We start from the raw sequence: 16,491 nt of genomic DNA on the forward strand, positions 1-16,491 counted from the left end.
AGCTCGGCTGGAACGAGGTTTTGTTGATCTCGGCGACGAGCCTGTCGATCGTCGCCTCGATCTCCATCGGAGTGAATTCGTTCTGGGGAATCGGCGCCCGTTCGATCGGCGTGGATTCCCGCCCTGCGTCGGTGATCGCTCGCTCCGCAGGCCGCCGTCATCAGCGTGAGCCCGAAGGCAGCCGTCCAGCATCGTCCATTCGTCGTCATGAGACCCCTCCTGTCACGTGGCTCGTTCGGTCGCGCGCGGTTCCCATGCGTGCAGTTCGATTGGATTTAGCCGGAACGACGCGGCGCGGAAGGAGATGTCAAGTACATGCGCGGCCGTCAGGATGTGCCATCACATTGAGGACTGGCCTGTCACGCTCGCCCGAGGCGTGGTCGCGGTGCTGGTGGGCGCGCTCGCGGCGGTGCTGGGAAGGAGGCGGGCTCGGCTCGGGCACGGGAGTTGTTAGGCGCCCTCTGGGCCCCACGTCGATGCGTCCAAACCCCGCGCAGAAGCGCCTGCGTGCGCAGTCGAGTTCGCGTCGTCAGCGAATCGCGCTGACCGGGGCGTGCGCGCTCCTTACGCAGCTCGGCGCGGCCGGGTCCGCGCGGGGCGGGGACGAGCCGGGGGCGAGCGCCGTGGCTGGCGAGGAGGCTTCTCCGCACTCGATCGCGATCGTGAAGGACGAGCGCTGGGGAGCGTCGCTGTCGCTGGGCGTCGACGCGCTCGCCGCGGGGACGCGGGGCGATGGCGCGCGGGGCGGGCTGCGGCCGTATATCGACGGCGAGGGGTGGATCGGGTGGACGGCCGCGGAGCCGGACGCGAGGGCGCCAGGCCTGGGCCTCTTTTCGCCTTCGATGCTCGATGCGCGCCGCGGCTTGATCGTCCGCGCGGGCGCGGCTGGCCTCGCCGCGGCGCGATCGACGGGCGGCGCTCGGGCGTTCGAGTGGCGCGTGGCGGAGAGCGCGACGCTTCAGCTTACGCCGGTCGTCCTGGAGCAGCGGTTTTCGTACCAGAGGCCTGTGGAGTTTACCGATCGCTTCTGGCGATCGCAGCGCGGCGTGATGTCGGTGGGCGGCCGGTTCGCGCTCCCGGGCATGTTCACGGTGCTGCCGGCGAAGGTGAACCTGATGAGCCTCGCCGTCGAGGCCGACGTGCTGCGCTACGAGGAGGGAACCACGCAGCGCGATCTCGGGGTCGAGTTGGTGGTGGTCGAGTTCTTCGACCGGAGCCCCGAGCGGCCGGTCCGTGCGGCGATCATCGATTTGAACGTGGCGCAGCAGGACGCGCCGTTCAAGCGGGGGGAGGAGGGGCGTACCAATCTGGCGGCGCTCACGATCGAGCTTGATGTGCTGTCGCTCGCGGGCATTTCGCTGTCGAGACGGCTGTCGCTCGGGGCGCGGGGCGGCATCGGTATCGCTGTGCCGACGCATCTTTATGACGCCACGCTGCCGCCGGAGGCGCCGTCGTCGGAGGAGGGCGAGAAGGAGAGCGTCCCAAGCGTCATGACGCCGACGATCTTCGGGGATCTCGTCTATCGGTCGACGGCGCTGCCTTTCGTACCGAGCTGGAGCTCTCTCGACCGATATGTCGCCGGGGAGCGTGGGCCTGGCGCGGCGATCGGCGCTGGAACGTTCTCGCGGCTCGATCCGACAGGGAGCGCGGGCGACGTGGGGGGCCAGATCGCGGCGGAGGGGCGGGTAGCGATCACGCGTGAGATCTACGCAGGCGGCAGCGGCACGGTCGTGATGGCAAAGCGGGTCGTGGTGAGCGATCTGGGCGTGCCTGAAGGGGCGCCTCGGGCGGGGGATATGATTTTCATGACGCGCGTGGCGGCGCAGTTGGAATGGGAGATCACGAGGGGGGTCACGCAGCGCGCGTCTGCGTTTATTGAGCGGAGCGACCGCGATGATCCTGTGGGCCTCGGCGGCGCGCCGTCGGCGAGCTTGCGGCCGAGGTGGGGAGCGACCGTGTCGCTCGCTGCGACGGTGTTCTGAGATCCGCGGCTGCGTCCGTGTGGTCCTCCCGCGCGGTCGAGCGGGCGGGCGGAGGATAGGACGTCGAATGCCCCTTCTACCGCCCAGTCGTCGGTTGTCGGGGCGCCTCGGGTCGTTCGGCGCTGCGCGACCGAGGGCGTTTGCCGCGAACCTGTGGCGCGGGCAGCGCCGCGGGCGCACGCCGGCGTGGACGCCGGCGTCGCGGGCGAAAGGGGGCTTGGCCTGCGGCGCTCACGCCGCTTCGCAGCTCGGGCTCGGCGCACGCGCATGGGAGGCGCCTCGCTCGGGAGCCCGAGATGCTTGAGGATGGCGACGATGACCTCGCGCTCGGAGATGTCGGCCACGAGCCTCCACCGCCCGCCAGACGGGCAGGCCAACACGTCCTCGAGGTCCACCCGACGGAGCAGGCTCGACCCGTCGATGCGCGCACCGACTGGCTTCGTGACGCCGGTGCCGAGGCTGGTGTCTCGGCGATGCCGTCGTCGCGCTCGCCGCTGGCACACGCGACACCCCTGCGGCGCGCCACGACGAGCGCGGCGCGAGCACGCCGGACAGGCGCAGAGACGGGGAGCGACGCGGGCGGCGGCCGAGCGGGGGCGAGGGGGCCGGCCCCGCTCTCAGGCGGCGTGGCTTCGCGCCGGGGCGGCCGCGCGCCTGCGCGGGCGTGCCCCGGGCCCCGGCACGGTGTGAGGCTCTCGGACGTTGAGCTTTCTGCCGACCTCGACGATGGCACGGAGCGCGGGCACCAGCTCTTGGCCGAGCGGGGTGAGCTCGTACTCGACCGAGGGCGGCGACGTGGGCATGACGCGGCGGCTGACCACGCCCTTGGCCTCGAGCTCGCGCAGGCGCGCGCTCAGCACCCGCGCCGAGATCTGCGGGATGTCGACGCGCAGCTCGCCGAACCGGCGCGGCTGCCCGCTGAGCGACCAGATGACGTTCGGCGCCCAGGCCCCGCGCAAGAGCGCCATGCACAGCGTCAGCGGGCAGAGGGGCGGCGGGGGGACGCGATTTTTTCGCACCGGCAGTGCCATGGGTAACCCCGAAGATACCCGTTTTTCGGGGATCTGGCACCTGGCGAGTATCCAAGAGTAACTTCGCGCGCTAGCTTGCTGGTCTCGATGGCGCCGGCCCCGAACGATCGGGGCTGGCGCGCCGCGGCCCTCGCCGAAGCGACGGGCTTCGCCGGGGCGCGCGGGGGCCTTCGCCGACCCCCGCGCCCGCCCGCCCCTCGCCGCCCGGAACGCCCGGAGGCGCGTCGCCGGGGCGGGGTCGTTCGGGGATCTCACCAACACCACATGATACGAGGGATGCTCCTATGAAATTGTATTTCTCTCCCGGTGCCTGTTCTCTGTCTCCGCACGTCGTCGCCCGCGAGGTCGGCATCGAGCTGAGTCTCGAGAAGGTCGACCTCGCGTCCAAGAAGACGGCGTCGGGCCGCGACTTTTCGGCCATCAACCCGAAGGGGTACATCCCCGCGCTCGAGCTCGAGGGCGGCGAGGTCTTGACCGAGGGGCCGGCCATCGTCCAGTACCTGGCCGACCAGAAGCCCGAAGCGAAGCTCGTGCCGCCGCCGGGCACGATGGCTCGTTACCGCGTGCAAGAGGTGCTCGGGTACATCAACTCTGAGCTGCACAAGAGCTACAGCCCGCTCTTCAAACCGAAGACCTCGCCCGAGCAGCGGCAAGAGAGCGAAGAGTACCTGCGCAAGCGCTACGGCGTGATCGAGGCGGCGCTCGCGAAGGGGCCCTACCTGTTCGGCGAGCAGTTCACCGTGGCCGACGCCTACCTTTTCACGGTCACCAACTGGTCGAATTTCGTCAAGCTCGACCTGTCGGCCTTCCCCAATCTGCTCGCGTACCAGCGGCGGGTGGCCGCGCGCCCCGCCGTGCAGGGGGCGATGCGGGCCGAGGGGCTTCCGGTCGAGGGCGGCAAGTAAAGGGGGCGCCGCACGGGCCGCCCCCGGCGGCGGGGCGCGCGCCGCGAGCGCTCAGGGCGGGGGCGCCTTTCTGGCCCTCTTCAGCCCGCGTAGGCGGGGGCGTCGGCGCCCTCGCCCACCGACCGCGTGATGAACGCCGGCGAGACCGGCGTGGATTGCGGCGGCCCCTGCGCGCCGTGCCGGTGACCGGCGCGCTGCGAGCGTGCCGGCAACGCAAGCTCGTTCTTGACATCGACCGCTCTGGCACGTTGTCGCCCACATGCGTCCCTGGGTGCAGAGGGCAGTCAGCCTATGGCACGCGATCGCCGGGGGGGGGAGGCGCGCGGAGGTCAGCGATCCTGCCGGGTCACGCGGTGCGTGTGCCACGCGCTGCGTGTGCAGCGTCCTCTCCGCTCCGTCTGCGCCTGGGCGGACCGGCTGCCCGCCGTGATCACACGTACTTCATGACCATCGCTTCGACCTTCGCGGAGGGCACGGCGCCGACGATCATTTCGACGACCTTGCCGCCCCGGAACAGGAGCGTCGCCGGGATCGAGCGGATGCCGTAGGCTTGCGGGGTGTCCTGGTTGTGGTCGATGTCGAGGCGGCCGACCTTGAGCTTGCCGGCGTAGCGGGTCGCGATCTGCGTCGTCGTCGGCAGCATCGCCCGCGAGGGGGCGTTCCACGTCGCACAGAACTCGACCAGGGTCGGCAGCGGCGACTGCAGGACCTCCGCTGCGAAGTTGTCGTCGGTGAACACGAGCACGGGCGAGCCGGTCATCGCCCGAGTATCCCCGCGGTGCGCCGGGGCGATCAAGCCTTCCCGTCGGCGCCCGGCCTGTCTGCGGGCGTGATGGTACGCGCAAAGGGGCCACCGCCACGCGCGCCTGCGCGCTCGCTCCGGTGATGAGCCGGCGACCATTCCGGCCTGAACGGCGGCGCGACGCGCGGGCGGGAGATCCGGCTTTCGTCGCCCGTTGAGTCTATCCTCTCGCAAACGATCGATCCTTGCAAGACTGGTTCTTCGCGAACATGGGTCCACCTTGTCGGCCCGCCGCGCGGCCCGGATCCACGCGCGGCGCCAGCCTGGAGGACTCCATGAGCGACGTCACCATCCTCTTCGGAAGACCCCATGTCCCTCAGTTCGCCGATGATCGCTTCGAAATCGACGTGCTGGCCGCCGAGGAGCTCGGCATCGAGTCGTACGCGATCCCTCTCGACCCCGTCGTGAATGGCGAGCCGGAGCGCGCCTTGCGCCGGCTGCCGAAGCCCCGGTACCGGACGTGGCTCTACCGAGGGTGGATGTTGAGCGAGGAGGAATACACCGGCCTGTATGAGGCCATGCAGGACCGCGGCGAGGAGCTCGTCGTCGATCCCGAGAGCTTCGCCGAGGCGATGTACATGCCGAACTACGTCCCGCTGCTCGGCGATCGAACGGCGCCCACGCGGTGGACCGAAGGCGAAGACATCCGGGAAGCGTGGGAGGTGGCCCTGGAGCTCGGGCCGCCGCCGTGGGTGGTCAAGGACCACGTGAAATCGGTCAAGGAGCTCTGGCATCGGGCGTGTTTCGTGCCCGAGGGCGCCACGTACGACGATTTCGCCGAGATTTGCGAGAAGGTCCTGGAGCTCCGCGGCGACCGGTTCGAGCGGGGGTTCGTCCTGAGAAAATACCTCGATCTCGCGACGTTGCCCGGCTGGGCGCCCGGCCAGCGTCGCGTGACCGACGAGCACCGGCTCGTGTTCTGGGAGGGGCGGCTGGTGGCGCACGCGCCTTACTACGACGTGGACTCGACGCTCGAGCATCCGGGGCAATTCGCCCATCTCGGGCAGGTCATCGGCTCCCCTTTCTTCACGGCCGACGTGGCCCGGCTCGAGCGCGGTGGGTACACGGTGATCGAAATCAACGACGGCGGCTGCTCGGTCTTCCCCGAGCAGATGGATCCGCGCGACGTCTATAGGGCGATGCTGGGTTGACGGCGTTGCGGGCGCCAGGGGCTGACCGTCGACTTCCTCCGCGCTCTGCGCTGCCGCGTCCAGCTTCGTCAGCGTCGCCTGATCGTCGAGGCGGCCGCCTCCGTCACCAACCGTGGTGGAAGTCGGTTCTGGCAGCGCGAAGGGATGCGGGAGCGTTTGGTGCTAGCCTCCCCGCATGGCCGCCACCGCGCATCCCCGCGCTCCCCAAGGCACCCCCGGGCGGCGCGGTCGCCGAGCGCCCCGACTGGGTCGCCGAGGTGCTCTCTTCCTCGACCGCCGCCCGCGACCTCGGCGACAAACGCAGCATCTATCACGCGGCCGGCGTCGGCCATTACTGGGTCCTCGATCCGGCCAACCGGCTCCTGATCGTCTATCGCTGGGCGCGCGAAGGCTACCTGTTCGCCCTGAGCGCCGGCGCGGGCGAACCGGTGCGCGCAGAGCCGTTCGAGGCGCTGGAGCTCCGGGTCGAGCTCCTGTTCGGCGACGAGGGCGAGCCAGAGGCCGCCGCACCCCGGCCGTGACGGCGGGCTCGATCGGGGCCTCTCGATCAGCTCCCGAACGCTCCGGCGAGCTCCGTCACAAGAGCCCGGCGCCGACCCAGAGCCCGGGCTCGTAGGCCACGAGCGCATCCACGTCGCTCGAGCCGAGCAAGAGAAAATTCACCGGCGAGGCACCGACGAACAGGTGCGGCGTGATCGGGAGCTGGATCCCCCACGCGAAGCGGCCGCCGAAGGCGCCGACGCTCTCGAAATACGGTGAGTCGAAGAAGATGCGGTAATAACCCGGTGTGATCCCGACCGACATCTCGACATGCGAGCCGACGCCCATGACGAGCCGGAGCGGCACGCCGGCCGCAACCTGGTCGACGTCGGTGGTCGAGACGCTCCGGAGCTCGACGCCGATCTCGAAGCGGCGCGTCTCGCTCAGGCGCAGGCGCGCGAGCACGTCGAGATCCACGGACATCCCATCCTTGACCGCGAAGCGCGCCGGAACGAAGAAGCCGGAGATCCCGAGCGAGAGCGCCATCTTGCGCGCGTTGGCCTCCGCCTGGGGGCCTGTCCCGGGCTTCTCGACCGCGGGCTCCGGAGGCGCTTCCGGCGTGCGCCCGGGCTGCCGTGCGGCGGCCGCGGGCGAGGGCGGGGGAGACGCAGCGGATCTGCCCGCCGGGGGCGGCGGGGACGGGTAGGGCGGGGGAGGCCCGCCTGCCGGAGGCGGCGGGTAAGGATAGGGCGCGGGATATCCGCCTGCCGGAGGCGGCGGGTAGGGATAGGGCGCGGGATATCCGCCTGCCGGAGGCGGCGGGTAGGGATAGGGCGCGGGGTACGCGCCCGCCGGGGGCGGCGGGTACGGGTAGGGCGCGGGGTACGCGCCGCCTGCCGGAGGCAGCGGGTAGGGATAGGGCGCGGGATACCCGCCCGCCGGAGGCGGCGGGTACGGGTAGGGCGCCGGAGCCGGCGGCGCCGCCGGAGCCCGCGGCGGCGGCGCCACGGGCGGCGCCGAGCTCGCCGGCGCGGGCTTCGCGGCCGGGGGCGGCTCGGAGCGCGCCGGCTGCGCCGCCGCCTCCCCCGCGGCCAGGCTCAGGGCAGCGAGCGCCATCAGCGCGGGGGCCGCGGCGGCGCCGCCGCGAGCGCCGCGGGCGCGGCGCGCGCGCAGGACGGCCGCCGCGAGGCCCAGCAGGAGCGCCAGCGAGACGAGCTGGGCGGTGCTCAGCCCCCCGTACACGCCGCGCCCAGCGTCGCCGCGGAGGAGCTCGACGAAGAACCGGCCGGCGGCGTAGAGCGCGAGCCAGGTCGCGAAGGCGCGGCCGTCTCGGTGCCCCCGGACGAGCCAGAGGGCGGCGATCGCGCTCGCCAGCAGCCCGAGCGCCGCCTCGTAGAGCTGCGTCGGGTGCACGGGCAGGCTCGGCGCCCCGAGGGGCACCCAGCCGGCGGCGACGTGATCCGCCGCCGCGGGGCTGCCCGCGGGAAACCGGACGCCCAGCGCGCCCGCCGTGACGCGGCCGTAGTCGCACCCCGCGAGGAAGCACCCGGTCCGCACGCTGGCGTACGTGATCCCGAGCCCGGGCACGAGCCGGTCGAGGAACGGCAGCACCGGCGCGCCGCGGCGGAGCAGGACCAGGCCGGCGACGGCGACGCCCGCGATGAGGCCCCCGTACGCGGCCCGGCCGGCGTGGAGCAGCGGACCCCACGCGCCGCGCGCGAGCGCCTCGGGCACGGCGCGCAGCGCCTCGAAGGCGTAGCCGCCGAGGAGCGCGGCGACGTAGCCCCAGAGGAGCGCGCGACCCTCGACCCCGACGTCGCCCCGGTCCCGGCGCACAAGCCAGAAGAACGCCGTCGACCCGAGGAGCCCCGCGACGGCGACCATCACCGCGTAAGTCGGCGAGAGCCACGGCGGCAGGCCGTGGCGCTCCAGCCAGAGCATCAGCGCCCGGCTCACGCCCGCCTCCGGATGCGCAGCAGCATGTAGCCCGCGGGCACGAGCAGCCAGAACGCGGCGCCCAGGGGCACACGCGCGCCCGGGCGGCCCCCCTCGAGGTCGCGCCCGCCCGCGGCCAGCCGGCAGCTCGTGCCCGAGCCGCTGCCCGCCGTCGGATCGCCGTCCTTGCAGCTCTGGTTGCAGTCGCGGCAGTTCTGGTTGCAATCGCTGCAGTTCTGGTTGCAATCGCTGCAGTTCTCGTTGCAGCCCGCGATGTCCTCGTTGCAGCCGGCGCAGCCGCCGCCGCAGCTGCCGCAGTCGCCGTCGCCCGACGAGCCGCTCGGCGCGCCGATGGGGACGCCGGCCGGCGAGGTCGGCTCGCCGTACTGGAGGCAGCGGTCGAGCACGGCCATGCACCCCGCGTCCGCGGCGAAGGCGAGCGCGCCGTCGCGGTCGGCGATCGGCAGCGCGGCGCACGCGCCGCTGCCCGCGGCGAGGACGCACTCCTTCACCCCCTCGATGCTCATCAGCGCGAGCACGCAGAGCGCCTCGGCGTTCGTCGCGCCGGCGTTGACCCACGCGCACTCCGCCTGCGCGTCGGCGAAGCGCGGATCCGTGCGCTCGTGCTCGCATCGCCCGGCCTCGGCGCAGGTGCACACGTCCCGCACGCCGGCGGCGCACTCGGCGACCGACCCCGGGAGGTGATACGGGTTGGCGCGCACGGACTGCGGCTGGCTCCGGGGGAGCTCGGGCAGCGCGACGGCGCCCTGGGGGCCCTCGAGCGGGGGCGCGTCCGGGGGCGAGAGGGCGCTCAGCGCGACCAGCCACGCGGCGTTGACGTAGACCGCCCGATCCCGGGCGACCACGCCCGCCGGCAGCCCGGTGACGCGGACGAGCTCGCGCGCGCCCGCGCGCCGCGCGAGCTCCGCCACGATCGCGCCGGCCCGGCCGTCGAGCGCCGCGTCCTCGAGCCCCGCGGTCTCCGGCGACGCCGGCTGGCCCGCGAGGACGGGCCGGGCGAGCGGCCGCTCGGCCCCGCGCTCCGCCGCGAGGGAGCGGAGCACGAACCCCTCGGCGGACGGCTCGAGCGCGCCGAGGACGATCGCGTCCTTCCCGAGCTCCTCCCGCGCCGCGTCCGCGCTGCGGACCAGCGCCGGGACGCTCGCGATCTCCGCGTCGAGGATCGGCGTCTCCTCCGCCTGCTCGCGGTGCGCCTCCTCCAGCCGCGCCGCGACGTCGTGGAGGGCTCCCTCGGGCAAGGCCGCGAGGACCTCCGGCGCGGCGCTCAGCGCGTCGCGCAGCGGCAGGTCGTCGTAGGGCGGCGTCTCCGCGCTGCACGCGCCCAGCGCGGAGGTCGCGAGCAGCACGGCGGCACGGCGGATCGCGCTCTCGATGACGGTGTTCGTTGGCATGCCCCCCCTCGCTCCCCGGAGCGCGCGGACCCGGACTTGGACGCGTCGCGCTCGGCGGGCGCGGGCGCATCGCGGTGAGGACTCCGCCGCGAGGAGACTCGACGAGCGTGCCAGAAGGAGCGGCGCCGGCCAAGGCCCATTGCGGGGAGCGCCGGTGAGGGAGCTCGCGCCGATCGCGAGGGGCTCCTTCGATGAGGCCCATCCAGAGTCCGACATCGGGTGGCCCTGGCAACCTGGTGGGATATCGGCGTCGCCGCGATGCGCAGGGGCGCTCATCGTCCGCTCGATACGACCCTCCGCCATGCCTCCGCCGGCGTGTCGGATTTCGGTTCACACCGCGCGCCGGCGCGGGTCTGCCTCGGGGAACGCCGGCAGAGGGCCGGCCTCACCCGAGGAGCGGAGCCATGACTCGCATCCATTCGAGAGCACACCTGTGGACCAAGGCGGCGCGGACCCTGACGGCGCTGGGCGGCCTGCTGGCCGCGACGGCGGCCCCGGCCAGCGCGCGCGCCGAGATCCTCGCTTACGACGAGCACGACGGGGAGGTGGGCGGCGCCGTCGGCTGGGCGGACGATTGGCCCTTCGCGCGGGAGGGCGGCGAGCTCGTGCAGACCGCCGGCTACGTTCGCCGCCGGTTCGCGGCCCCGCTGTCGGCCGCGCACGCCACCCGGTGGATCGCCGTCACCGGCCGCATGGCGGCGCCCCCGGTCGGCTACGCGTACCACGTGCCCATGGGCGTCAGCTCCTGGACGACCGCCCACCAGCACCACGGTCTCCATTTCGACACGTCGAGCCCCGCGGGCCTGCTCGTCGACGGCGCCGGCCCGACGAGCGGCATCGCCGGGACCACGCAGCAAACGTGGCTCGCGCGGTACGTGTTCGGCCCCGCCAACGCGAACGGCCGCTACAGCGCCACCGTGAGCATCTGGGCCGGCTCCGGCGCCGGTCGCCGCATCGACCCCGGGGCGCCGCCGGCCGTCGTCCGCACGCTCGCCGACACGACGCTGGACAGCCTCTATTCCGGGCAGAGCAGCGCTCAGGACCTCTTCTTCGTGGAGCGCGAGAGCGTCGCCACCACGGCCCGGGAGGCGCTCGCCGCGCCCGAGCGCGATCTTTACGTGGTCGCGCACCAGGACGACGATCTGCTCTTCATGAACCCCGACATCGCGGACTCGATCCAGGCGGGGAATTCCGTGGAGACGGTCTACGTCACCGCGGGCCTCGGCGGCAATTGCCTGGACGTGATGGGCGAGCGGGAGGCCGGGATGAAGGCCGCGTATGCGGCGATGGCCGGCCTCGCCAACAGCTGGAGCTGCGCCGAGGCCGCGGTGCTGGGCAAGGATCTCGTGCGCTGCGCGCTCGACGGGAGCGCCGGCCGCGTCGGGCTCGTGTTCCTGCGGCTCCCCTCGTCCCCGGACGCGGCGCTCCTGAGCGACCTCTGGAACGGGGGCGCGCCGATCGTGACGCGCGTCGACCGCACCGGGGACCAATGCGACTACAAATGCGCCGACGACGACCCCGGCAACGACCCCTGCGACGACCCCGCCGTCGAGGTCCCCGCCGACGAGCCCCCCGTCGATTACACCCGCGAGGAGCTCATCGGCGTCCTCGCTCGCCTGATGTCCGATTTCCGCGCGAGCCGCGTCGGCACGCTGAACAGCGATTACGGCCACGCCGGCGACCACACCGATCATTACCACACGTCGCTGTTCGCGTTCGCCGCGCACCAGGCCTACGCCGCGGGGCACGGGCTCCAGATCTACCGGGGTTACGACATGTCGGACGAGCAGGCGAACGTCTCCGACGAGGAGTTCGACATCACCTGGGACGCGTTCCGGTGGTATGCGCAATGCGACCGGTTCACCTGCTCGGACATGAGCGCGTGCGGCACCGGGACGACCTGCGACCCGGCCAACTCGGACTATCGCGCCTGGGCGCGCCGCCGGTACGTGGCCTCGGCGATCGCGGGCGTCTCGGGCCGCCTCGGCGCGCTCGGGGGCAAATGCCTCGCGGCCGCGGGCGCGTCGAGCGGCGCGCCCGTGGTCCTCGCCAGTTGCTCCATGGCCTCGGCGCAGCAATGGACAGTCGCGGAGGACCGCATCGGCGGCCCAGGCGGCCGCTGCCTCGGCGTCGCCGGCGGCAACGCGTCGAACGGCGCGCCCGTGGTGCTCGAAGGCTGCGCCGGCACGCCCGGCCAGGCGTGGACGATGCTGGACGGCGGGCAGATCCGCGGCCTCGAGGGGAGGTGCCTCGCGGTCGCCGGCGGCAACGCCGCGAACGGCACGCCGGTGCAGATGGTCGACTGCAGCGGCGCCGAGGCGCAGCGGTTCGCGATCCAGCTCTCGGCGCCCACCCGCTGGTCGTACAACAACGATTTCTCGGACGCCCAGATCGGCACGAGCGAGTCCTACACGCGCACGGTCCGGCTCGGCGACGTGAACGGCGACGGCAAGGCCGACGCGTGCGTGCGGCGCGCCGACGGCGTGTATTGCGCGCGGAGCAACGGCGCGGGCGGGTTCCTCCCCGCGCAGCGGTACACGACGGAGTTCTCCGACGCGAACGGCTGGCGGCCCGCGCAATACGGCAACACGATCCAGCTCGCCGACATCGACGGCGACGGCAAGGCCGATATCTGCGGCCGTGGCATGTGGGGCATCCGCTGCCAGGTCGCGAACGCCGCCGGCGACGCGTTCGTGACCACCGGCGACGTCTGGTGGACGTACAGCTTCTCCGACGCGGAGGGGTTCGACGACGCGCCGAGTTATTACCGCTCGATCCACCTCGCCGACGTGGACGCCGACGGCTACGCCGACGTGTGCGGCCGCGGCGCCGACGGCCTGCGCTGCGCGATCAACACGACCGCCGGGAGCTTCGGGGCGGCGGCGCTCTGGCTCGCCGACATGTCCGACGCGAACGGCTGGCTGCCGGAGCCGTACGGCGCCACGATCCAGCTCGGCGACATCGACGGCGACGGCGCGGCGGACGCCTGCGGCCGCGGGCCGTCGGGCGTCGTGTGCGCGGTGGCGAGCGCTTCCGGCGCCGGTTTCGCGCGGCCGCACGTCTGGTCGTACAGCCGCGGGGGCGCGCCCGATTACGGCGACGCGTCGGAGTTCGACGCGGCGCCGAGCCACTGGGGGAGCCTCGGCCTCGGCGACGTCGACGGCGACGGCGACGCCGACCTCTGCGGCCGCGGCACCTCCGGCGCGCTGTGCGCCATGTCGAACCGCCTCGGCTTCGGCGCGGCGCGCCCCGCGTCGCTCGGCGCCTTCGGCGATGCCCAGGGGTGGCTCCCCGCGCGGTACGGCGCGACGGTGCAGCTCGGCGACGTCGACGGCGACGGCCGCGCCGACCTGTGCGGCCGCGCGTCGGACGGCCTCTGGTGCGCGCTCGCGCCGTGACGCGGCGATGGCGGTCGGGCCGCGCGTCCCGGCGTCGCGTCGAGCCTCTCCCCGCGGCGTGGACATGCAGCGCCGCCGCCGCACGGCGGCGGGATGGTCGACTGCGGGACATCGGCGGACGGTGATATCCTCGGCCCCACGATGTCCGTCGACCGAGAGCACCTCGAGCGCGAGGTCCGCGAGCACTGCGAGAGCGGCGCCGTCGCGCGGGCCGCCGAGCTCGCCGTCCGCGGCTACGGGCCCGAGATCCTCGGCTTCCTGACCGCGCTCCTCCGCCGCGAGGAGGACCCCGACGACGTCTTCTCGCTGTGGTGCGAGCGCATCCTGCGCGGGCTGCCGACCTTCGCGTGGGAGTGCTCGCTCCGCACCTTCGCCTACACGATCGCGCGGAACGCGGCGAAGAACCACGCCCGCGACAGGCGTGCCCGCGAGAGGCGGGTGCGCCCGTCGCTCGGAACGACGGAGCTGAGCGCGATCGAGCAGCAGGTGCGCACCGAGACGCGGCCGTACCTGCGCACCGACGCGAAGGACAAGCTCATGGAGCTGCGCGAGGCGCTGCCGCCGGACGATCGGATGTTGCTCGTGCTGCGCCTCGACAAGGGGCTGGAGTGGAAGGACGTGGCGCGGGTGATGCTCGGCGAAGAGGCGGTGGACGAGGCCGCGCTGAAGCGGGAGGCGCAGCGGCTGCGCAAGCGCTTCCAGATCGTGAAGGACCAGCTCGTCGAGGCGGGCCGGCGCGCGGGGCTGCTCGGCGAGGGGTGAGCAGGTCCGTGCGTCAGAGATCCCGCCAGGATCGCGCGGTCCATGCCGAGGCGCGGGATCGTCGCGCTCACGGCCGGATCGCCCCGGAGCCGCGCCGCCACCGCGTCGATCCGGCGGCACGGCGCCTCGGGTCGTGAAGGCAGCTTCCCGACGGCGGCGCTCGTCCGAACGAGCGCCTCGTTGATGTAGGCTCGGCCGCTATGTCCACCCGATATCTAATTTTGCTCGCCTTCACCTCGGTCACTTCGTTGCTTGTCGCCTGCGGGGGTGATTCCGGCGCGGACCCGCAGGCCGGGGGCGGCGGTGGCGCGGGCGGCGCGGACCCGCAGGCCGGGGGCGGCGGTGGCGCGGGCGGCGCGGACCCGCAGGCCGGGGGCGGCGGTGGCGCGGGCGGCGCGGACCCGCAGGCCGAGGGCGGCGGTGGCGCGGGCGGGGCGGATCCGCAGGCCGAGGGCGGCGGCGGCGCGGGCGGCGCGGATCCGCAGGCCGGGGGCGGCGGCGGCGCGGGCGGCGCGGATCCGCAGGCCGCGGGCGGCGGCGGCGCGGGCGGCGCGGACCCCCACGGCTCGGACGACATCCTCGAGCAGCTCCAGAGCGTCGAGGGGCTCACGGTCGAGGAGCTGGACTCGGAGCTTCCGGGCTACCGCTACTTCGTCATGGAGATCGATCAGCCCGCGGATCACGACGATCCGGACGGCGCGCGGTTTCGCCAGCGCCTCGTGCTCCACCACCGGGACCCCGCCGCGCCCGTGGTGATCGCGACCGAAGGCTACAATCTCTGGCCGGAGTACCAGTGGCTCGACGAGCCCACCGAGCTGCTCGCCGGCAACCAGATCCGCGTCGAGCACCGCTTCTTCACGCCTTCCCGCCCGGAGCCCGCGGACTGGTCGCAGCTCACCATCGAGCAAGCCGCCGCGGACATTCACCACGTCATCGCGTCGCTGAGGCCCTTCTACGAGGGCAAGTGGATCTCCACCGGCGGGAGCAAGGGCGGGATGGCCTCGGTCTACCATCGTCGCTTCTATCCCGACGACGTGGACGGCACCGTGGCTTACGTGACGCCGCACAGCATGGGCAACCCCGATCCGCGCTACCTCGAGTTCCTGGCCGAGCGCGGCGATGCGGCCTGCCAGGGCGCGCTCCGGCAGTTCCAGCGCGAGGTGCTGCTGCGGCGCCCGGCGATGCTGGCGCGCATGGAGGCCGACGCCGCGGCAGAGGGCTTCTCGTACGACCTGCTCGGCATCGAGAGGGTCCTGGAGACCGCGGTGGTCGACTCCGTCTTTGCCCTCTGGCAGTACATGGACGCGACCCTCTGCGACGCCGTCCCGACCGCGGCGTCGGACGACGAGGACGTCTGGGCCTTCCTCGACACGGTGAGCCAGCCCTCGTTCTACAGCGATCCTTCCCTCGTCGTGTACGAGCCTTACTACTGGCAAGCTGCGGTGCAGCTCGGTTATCCGGCGATCGCGACGGATCACCTCGCCGATCTCCTCGTGTACCCCGACGCCGACACGGCCGCATCGTTCATCATCCCTGGGCCCGGCAAGACTCCGGTCTTCGATCCCGGGGCGATGCCGGACATCTCCGCCTGGCTCACCGCCGAGGGCGAGCGGCTGATGTTCATTTACGGCGAGAACGACCCGTACACAGCCGCCGCGTTCGACGTCGGGGAGGCTCGGGACTCGCACCGCTTCGTCGTGCCGCGTGGAAACCACCTCTCCAGCCTGGGCGATCTCTCGCCGCCGGAGCGCGATGTCGCCGTCGGCGCGCTCGCGTCGTGGGCGGGGGTCTCGCCGATCGACGTCGACCGCGCGCGTGCGCCCCGCATGCTGCTCCGCGGCCATCGGTGGATCCTGCGGCGCTGAGCGCAGGCGCCCTCCCTACAGGCCTGCGTCCGCGCTCGACACGACCGCGCACCTCGAGCGGCTACGGCTTCGATCCGGCGGCGTCGAAGCGCGGGACCTCCGGGAGCTCCGGGGCGTCGAGCCCCGCGAACGGATCGCGCCAGGCGTCGAGCTGCCACAGGCGCGCGTGCCAGGCCGCGACGCGCGGGTAGTCCGAGAGCGGCAGCCCGGCGAGATCCGCGAACGGGAGCACCGACGCCATGCGAAAGTCCGCATACGAAACCGCGCTCCCGACGAGCCAGTCCCTGCCGCTCAGGACCTGATCGAGCAGCGTCGCCGCTTCGGCGAACCCCGAGAGCCCCTCCGCCACGAGGTCGTCGCGGATGGGACCGAGCCCGTAGCGCTGCTTCGTCACGCGCTCGAAATGGACCTTGTCGCACGCCGCGACGAAGTTGTGCGTGCCCCAGCTCAACCAGCGGATCATCTCCGGTTGTGCGGCGCCCGTGCGCCAGAAGTCCGAGCCCGTGAGCTGAGAGAGGCGGCACGCGATCGCGTCCGTCTCCCAGAGCGACTGGTTTCCCTCGACCAGGATGGGCACGCGCAGGTTCGGATTCAGCGCGCGAAACTTCTCCTGCTGGGACGGGTCGAGAGGCGCTGCGTGGACGTATTCCACGGGTGCATCGAGGTGGCGCGCCACGGCGACGGCGACCCGTGGATTCAGGTTTCGGCTGAAGTACAGTTTCATGGATCGTCCTCTCCTGTGGGCTGGCTCTGCTCTTTCGAGCGGTT

The 16,491-nt window shown here is 72.9% G+C and carries 13 protein-coding genes; 7 read left to right on the forward strand and 6 right to left on the reverse strand.

The window, feature by feature from the left end:
- Positions 1-23: 23 nt before the first annotated feature.
- Entirely contained in the window at positions 24-1,982 is a 1,959-nt protein-coding gene (locus NQZ70_RS10020) for a hypothetical protein (RefSeq protein ID WP_129574017.1), read from the forward strand.
- 617 nt (positions 1,983-2,599) lie between these two features.
- Here NQZ70_RS10020 and NQZ70_RS10025 read toward each other — a convergent pair.
- Entirely contained in the window at positions 2,600-3,013 is a 414-nt protein-coding gene (locus tag NQZ70_RS10025) for a winged helix-turn-helix transcriptional regulator (RefSeq protein WP_408022414.1), read from the reverse strand.
- 284 nt (positions 3,014-3,297) lie between these two features.
- Here NQZ70_RS10025 and gstA point away from each other — a divergent pair, with 284 nt between their 5' ends.
- Positions 3,298-3,918 carry a glutathione transferase GstA gene (gene gstA, locus NQZ70_RS10030; protein WP_129574018.1) on the forward strand — a complete coding sequence of 207 codons (621 nt, stop codon included), beginning with the start codon at positions 3,298-3,300 and terminating at the stop codon, positions 3,916-3,918.
- Positions 3,919-3,998: 80 nt separating this feature from the next.
- On the opposite strand, the gene NQZ70_RS10035 is transcribed toward gstA, so the two are convergent.
- Both NQZ70_RS10035 and NQZ70_RS10040 read right to left on the reverse strand, forming a co-directional pair.
- Entirely contained in the window at positions 3,999-4,130 is a 132-nt protein-coding gene (locus NQZ70_RS10035) for a hypothetical protein (RefSeq protein ID WP_257792773.1), read from the reverse strand.
- Between the two features lie 218 nt (positions 4,131-4,348).
- Positions 4,349-4,678 (reverse strand): co-chaperone YbbN, encoded by a 330-nt coding sequence (locus NQZ70_RS10040; RefSeq protein WP_129574019.1) that lies wholly within the window; start codon positions 4,676-4,678, stop codon positions 4,349-4,351.
- A 317-nt stretch (positions 4,679-4,995) separates the two neighbouring features.
- Between NQZ70_RS10040 and NQZ70_RS10045 the strand changes: the two genes are divergently transcribed.
- Together NQZ70_RS10045 and NQZ70_RS10050 are read left to right on the forward strand one after the other, a co-directional pair.
- Complete coding sequence (locus NQZ70_RS10045) at positions 4,996-5,871, forward strand: ATP-grasp domain-containing protein (RefSeq protein WP_129574020.1); 876 nt, start codon at positions 4,996-4,998, stop codon at positions 5,869-5,871.
- A gap of 5 nt (positions 5,872-5,876) precedes the next feature.
- Positions 5,877-6,392, forward strand: a complete 516-nt coding sequence (locus NQZ70_RS10050; RefSeq protein WP_257792790.1) for a Uma2 family endonuclease — start codon at positions 5,877-5,879, stop codon at positions 6,390-6,392.
- 55 nt (positions 6,393-6,447) lie between these two features.
- Here the strand turns inward: NQZ70_RS10050 and NQZ70_RS10055 are convergent, their stop codons facing one another.
- Both NQZ70_RS10055 and NQZ70_RS10060 read right to left on the reverse strand, forming a co-directional pair.
- Positions 6,448-8,307, reverse strand: a complete 1,860-nt coding sequence (locus NQZ70_RS10055; RefSeq protein ID WP_129574021.1) for a prolipoprotein diacylglyceryl transferase — start codon at positions 8,305-8,307, stop codon at positions 6,448-6,450.
- Positions 8,304-9,698 carry a hypothetical protein gene (locus NQZ70_RS10060; protein ID WP_129574022.1) on the reverse strand — a complete coding sequence of 465 codons (1,395 nt, stop codon included), beginning with the start codon at positions 9,696-9,698 and terminating at the stop codon, positions 8,304-8,306. The genes NQZ70_RS10055 and NQZ70_RS10060 overlap by 4 nt, the downstream gene beginning before the upstream one ends.
- Before the next feature lie 404 nt (positions 9,699-10,102).
- On the opposite strand from NQZ70_RS10060, the gene NQZ70_RS10065 reads away from it, so the two are divergent.
- From NQZ70_RS10065 to NQZ70_RS10075, 3 genes are all read left to right on the forward strand, one after another.
- On the forward strand, positions 10,103-13,096 hold the full coding sequence (locus NQZ70_RS10065; RefSeq protein WP_129574023.1) for an FG-GAP-like repeat-containing protein: 2,994 nt from the start codon (positions 10,103-10,105) through the stop codon (positions 13,094-13,096).
- A gap of 141 nt (positions 13,097-13,237) precedes the next feature.
- On the forward strand, positions 13,238-13,858 hold the full coding sequence (locus tag NQZ70_RS10070; protein WP_165373885.1) for an RNA polymerase sigma factor: 621 nt from the start codon (positions 13,238-13,240) through the stop codon (positions 13,856-13,858).
- 200 nt (positions 13,859-14,058) lie between these two features.
- Entirely contained in the window at positions 14,059-15,723 is a 1,665-nt protein-coding gene (locus NQZ70_RS10075) for a S28 family serine protease (RefSeq protein ID WP_129574025.1), read from the forward strand.
- Between the two features lie 61 nt (positions 15,724-15,784).
- Here NQZ70_RS10075 and NQZ70_RS10080 read toward each other — a convergent pair whose 3' ends face one another.
- Positions 15,785-16,447, reverse strand: coding sequence for a glutathione S-transferase family protein (locus tag NQZ70_RS10080; RefSeq protein WP_129574026.1), 663 nt, complete (start codon positions 16,445-16,447; stop codon positions 15,785-15,787).
- Positions 16,448-16,491: the final 44 nt, after the last annotated feature.

Origin of the sequence: Sorangium sp. So ce836, assembly GCF_028553905.1 — a bacterium.
Lineage (GTDB): Bacteria > Myxococcota_A > Polyangia > Polyangiales > Polyangiaceae > Sorangium > Sorangium cellulosum_D.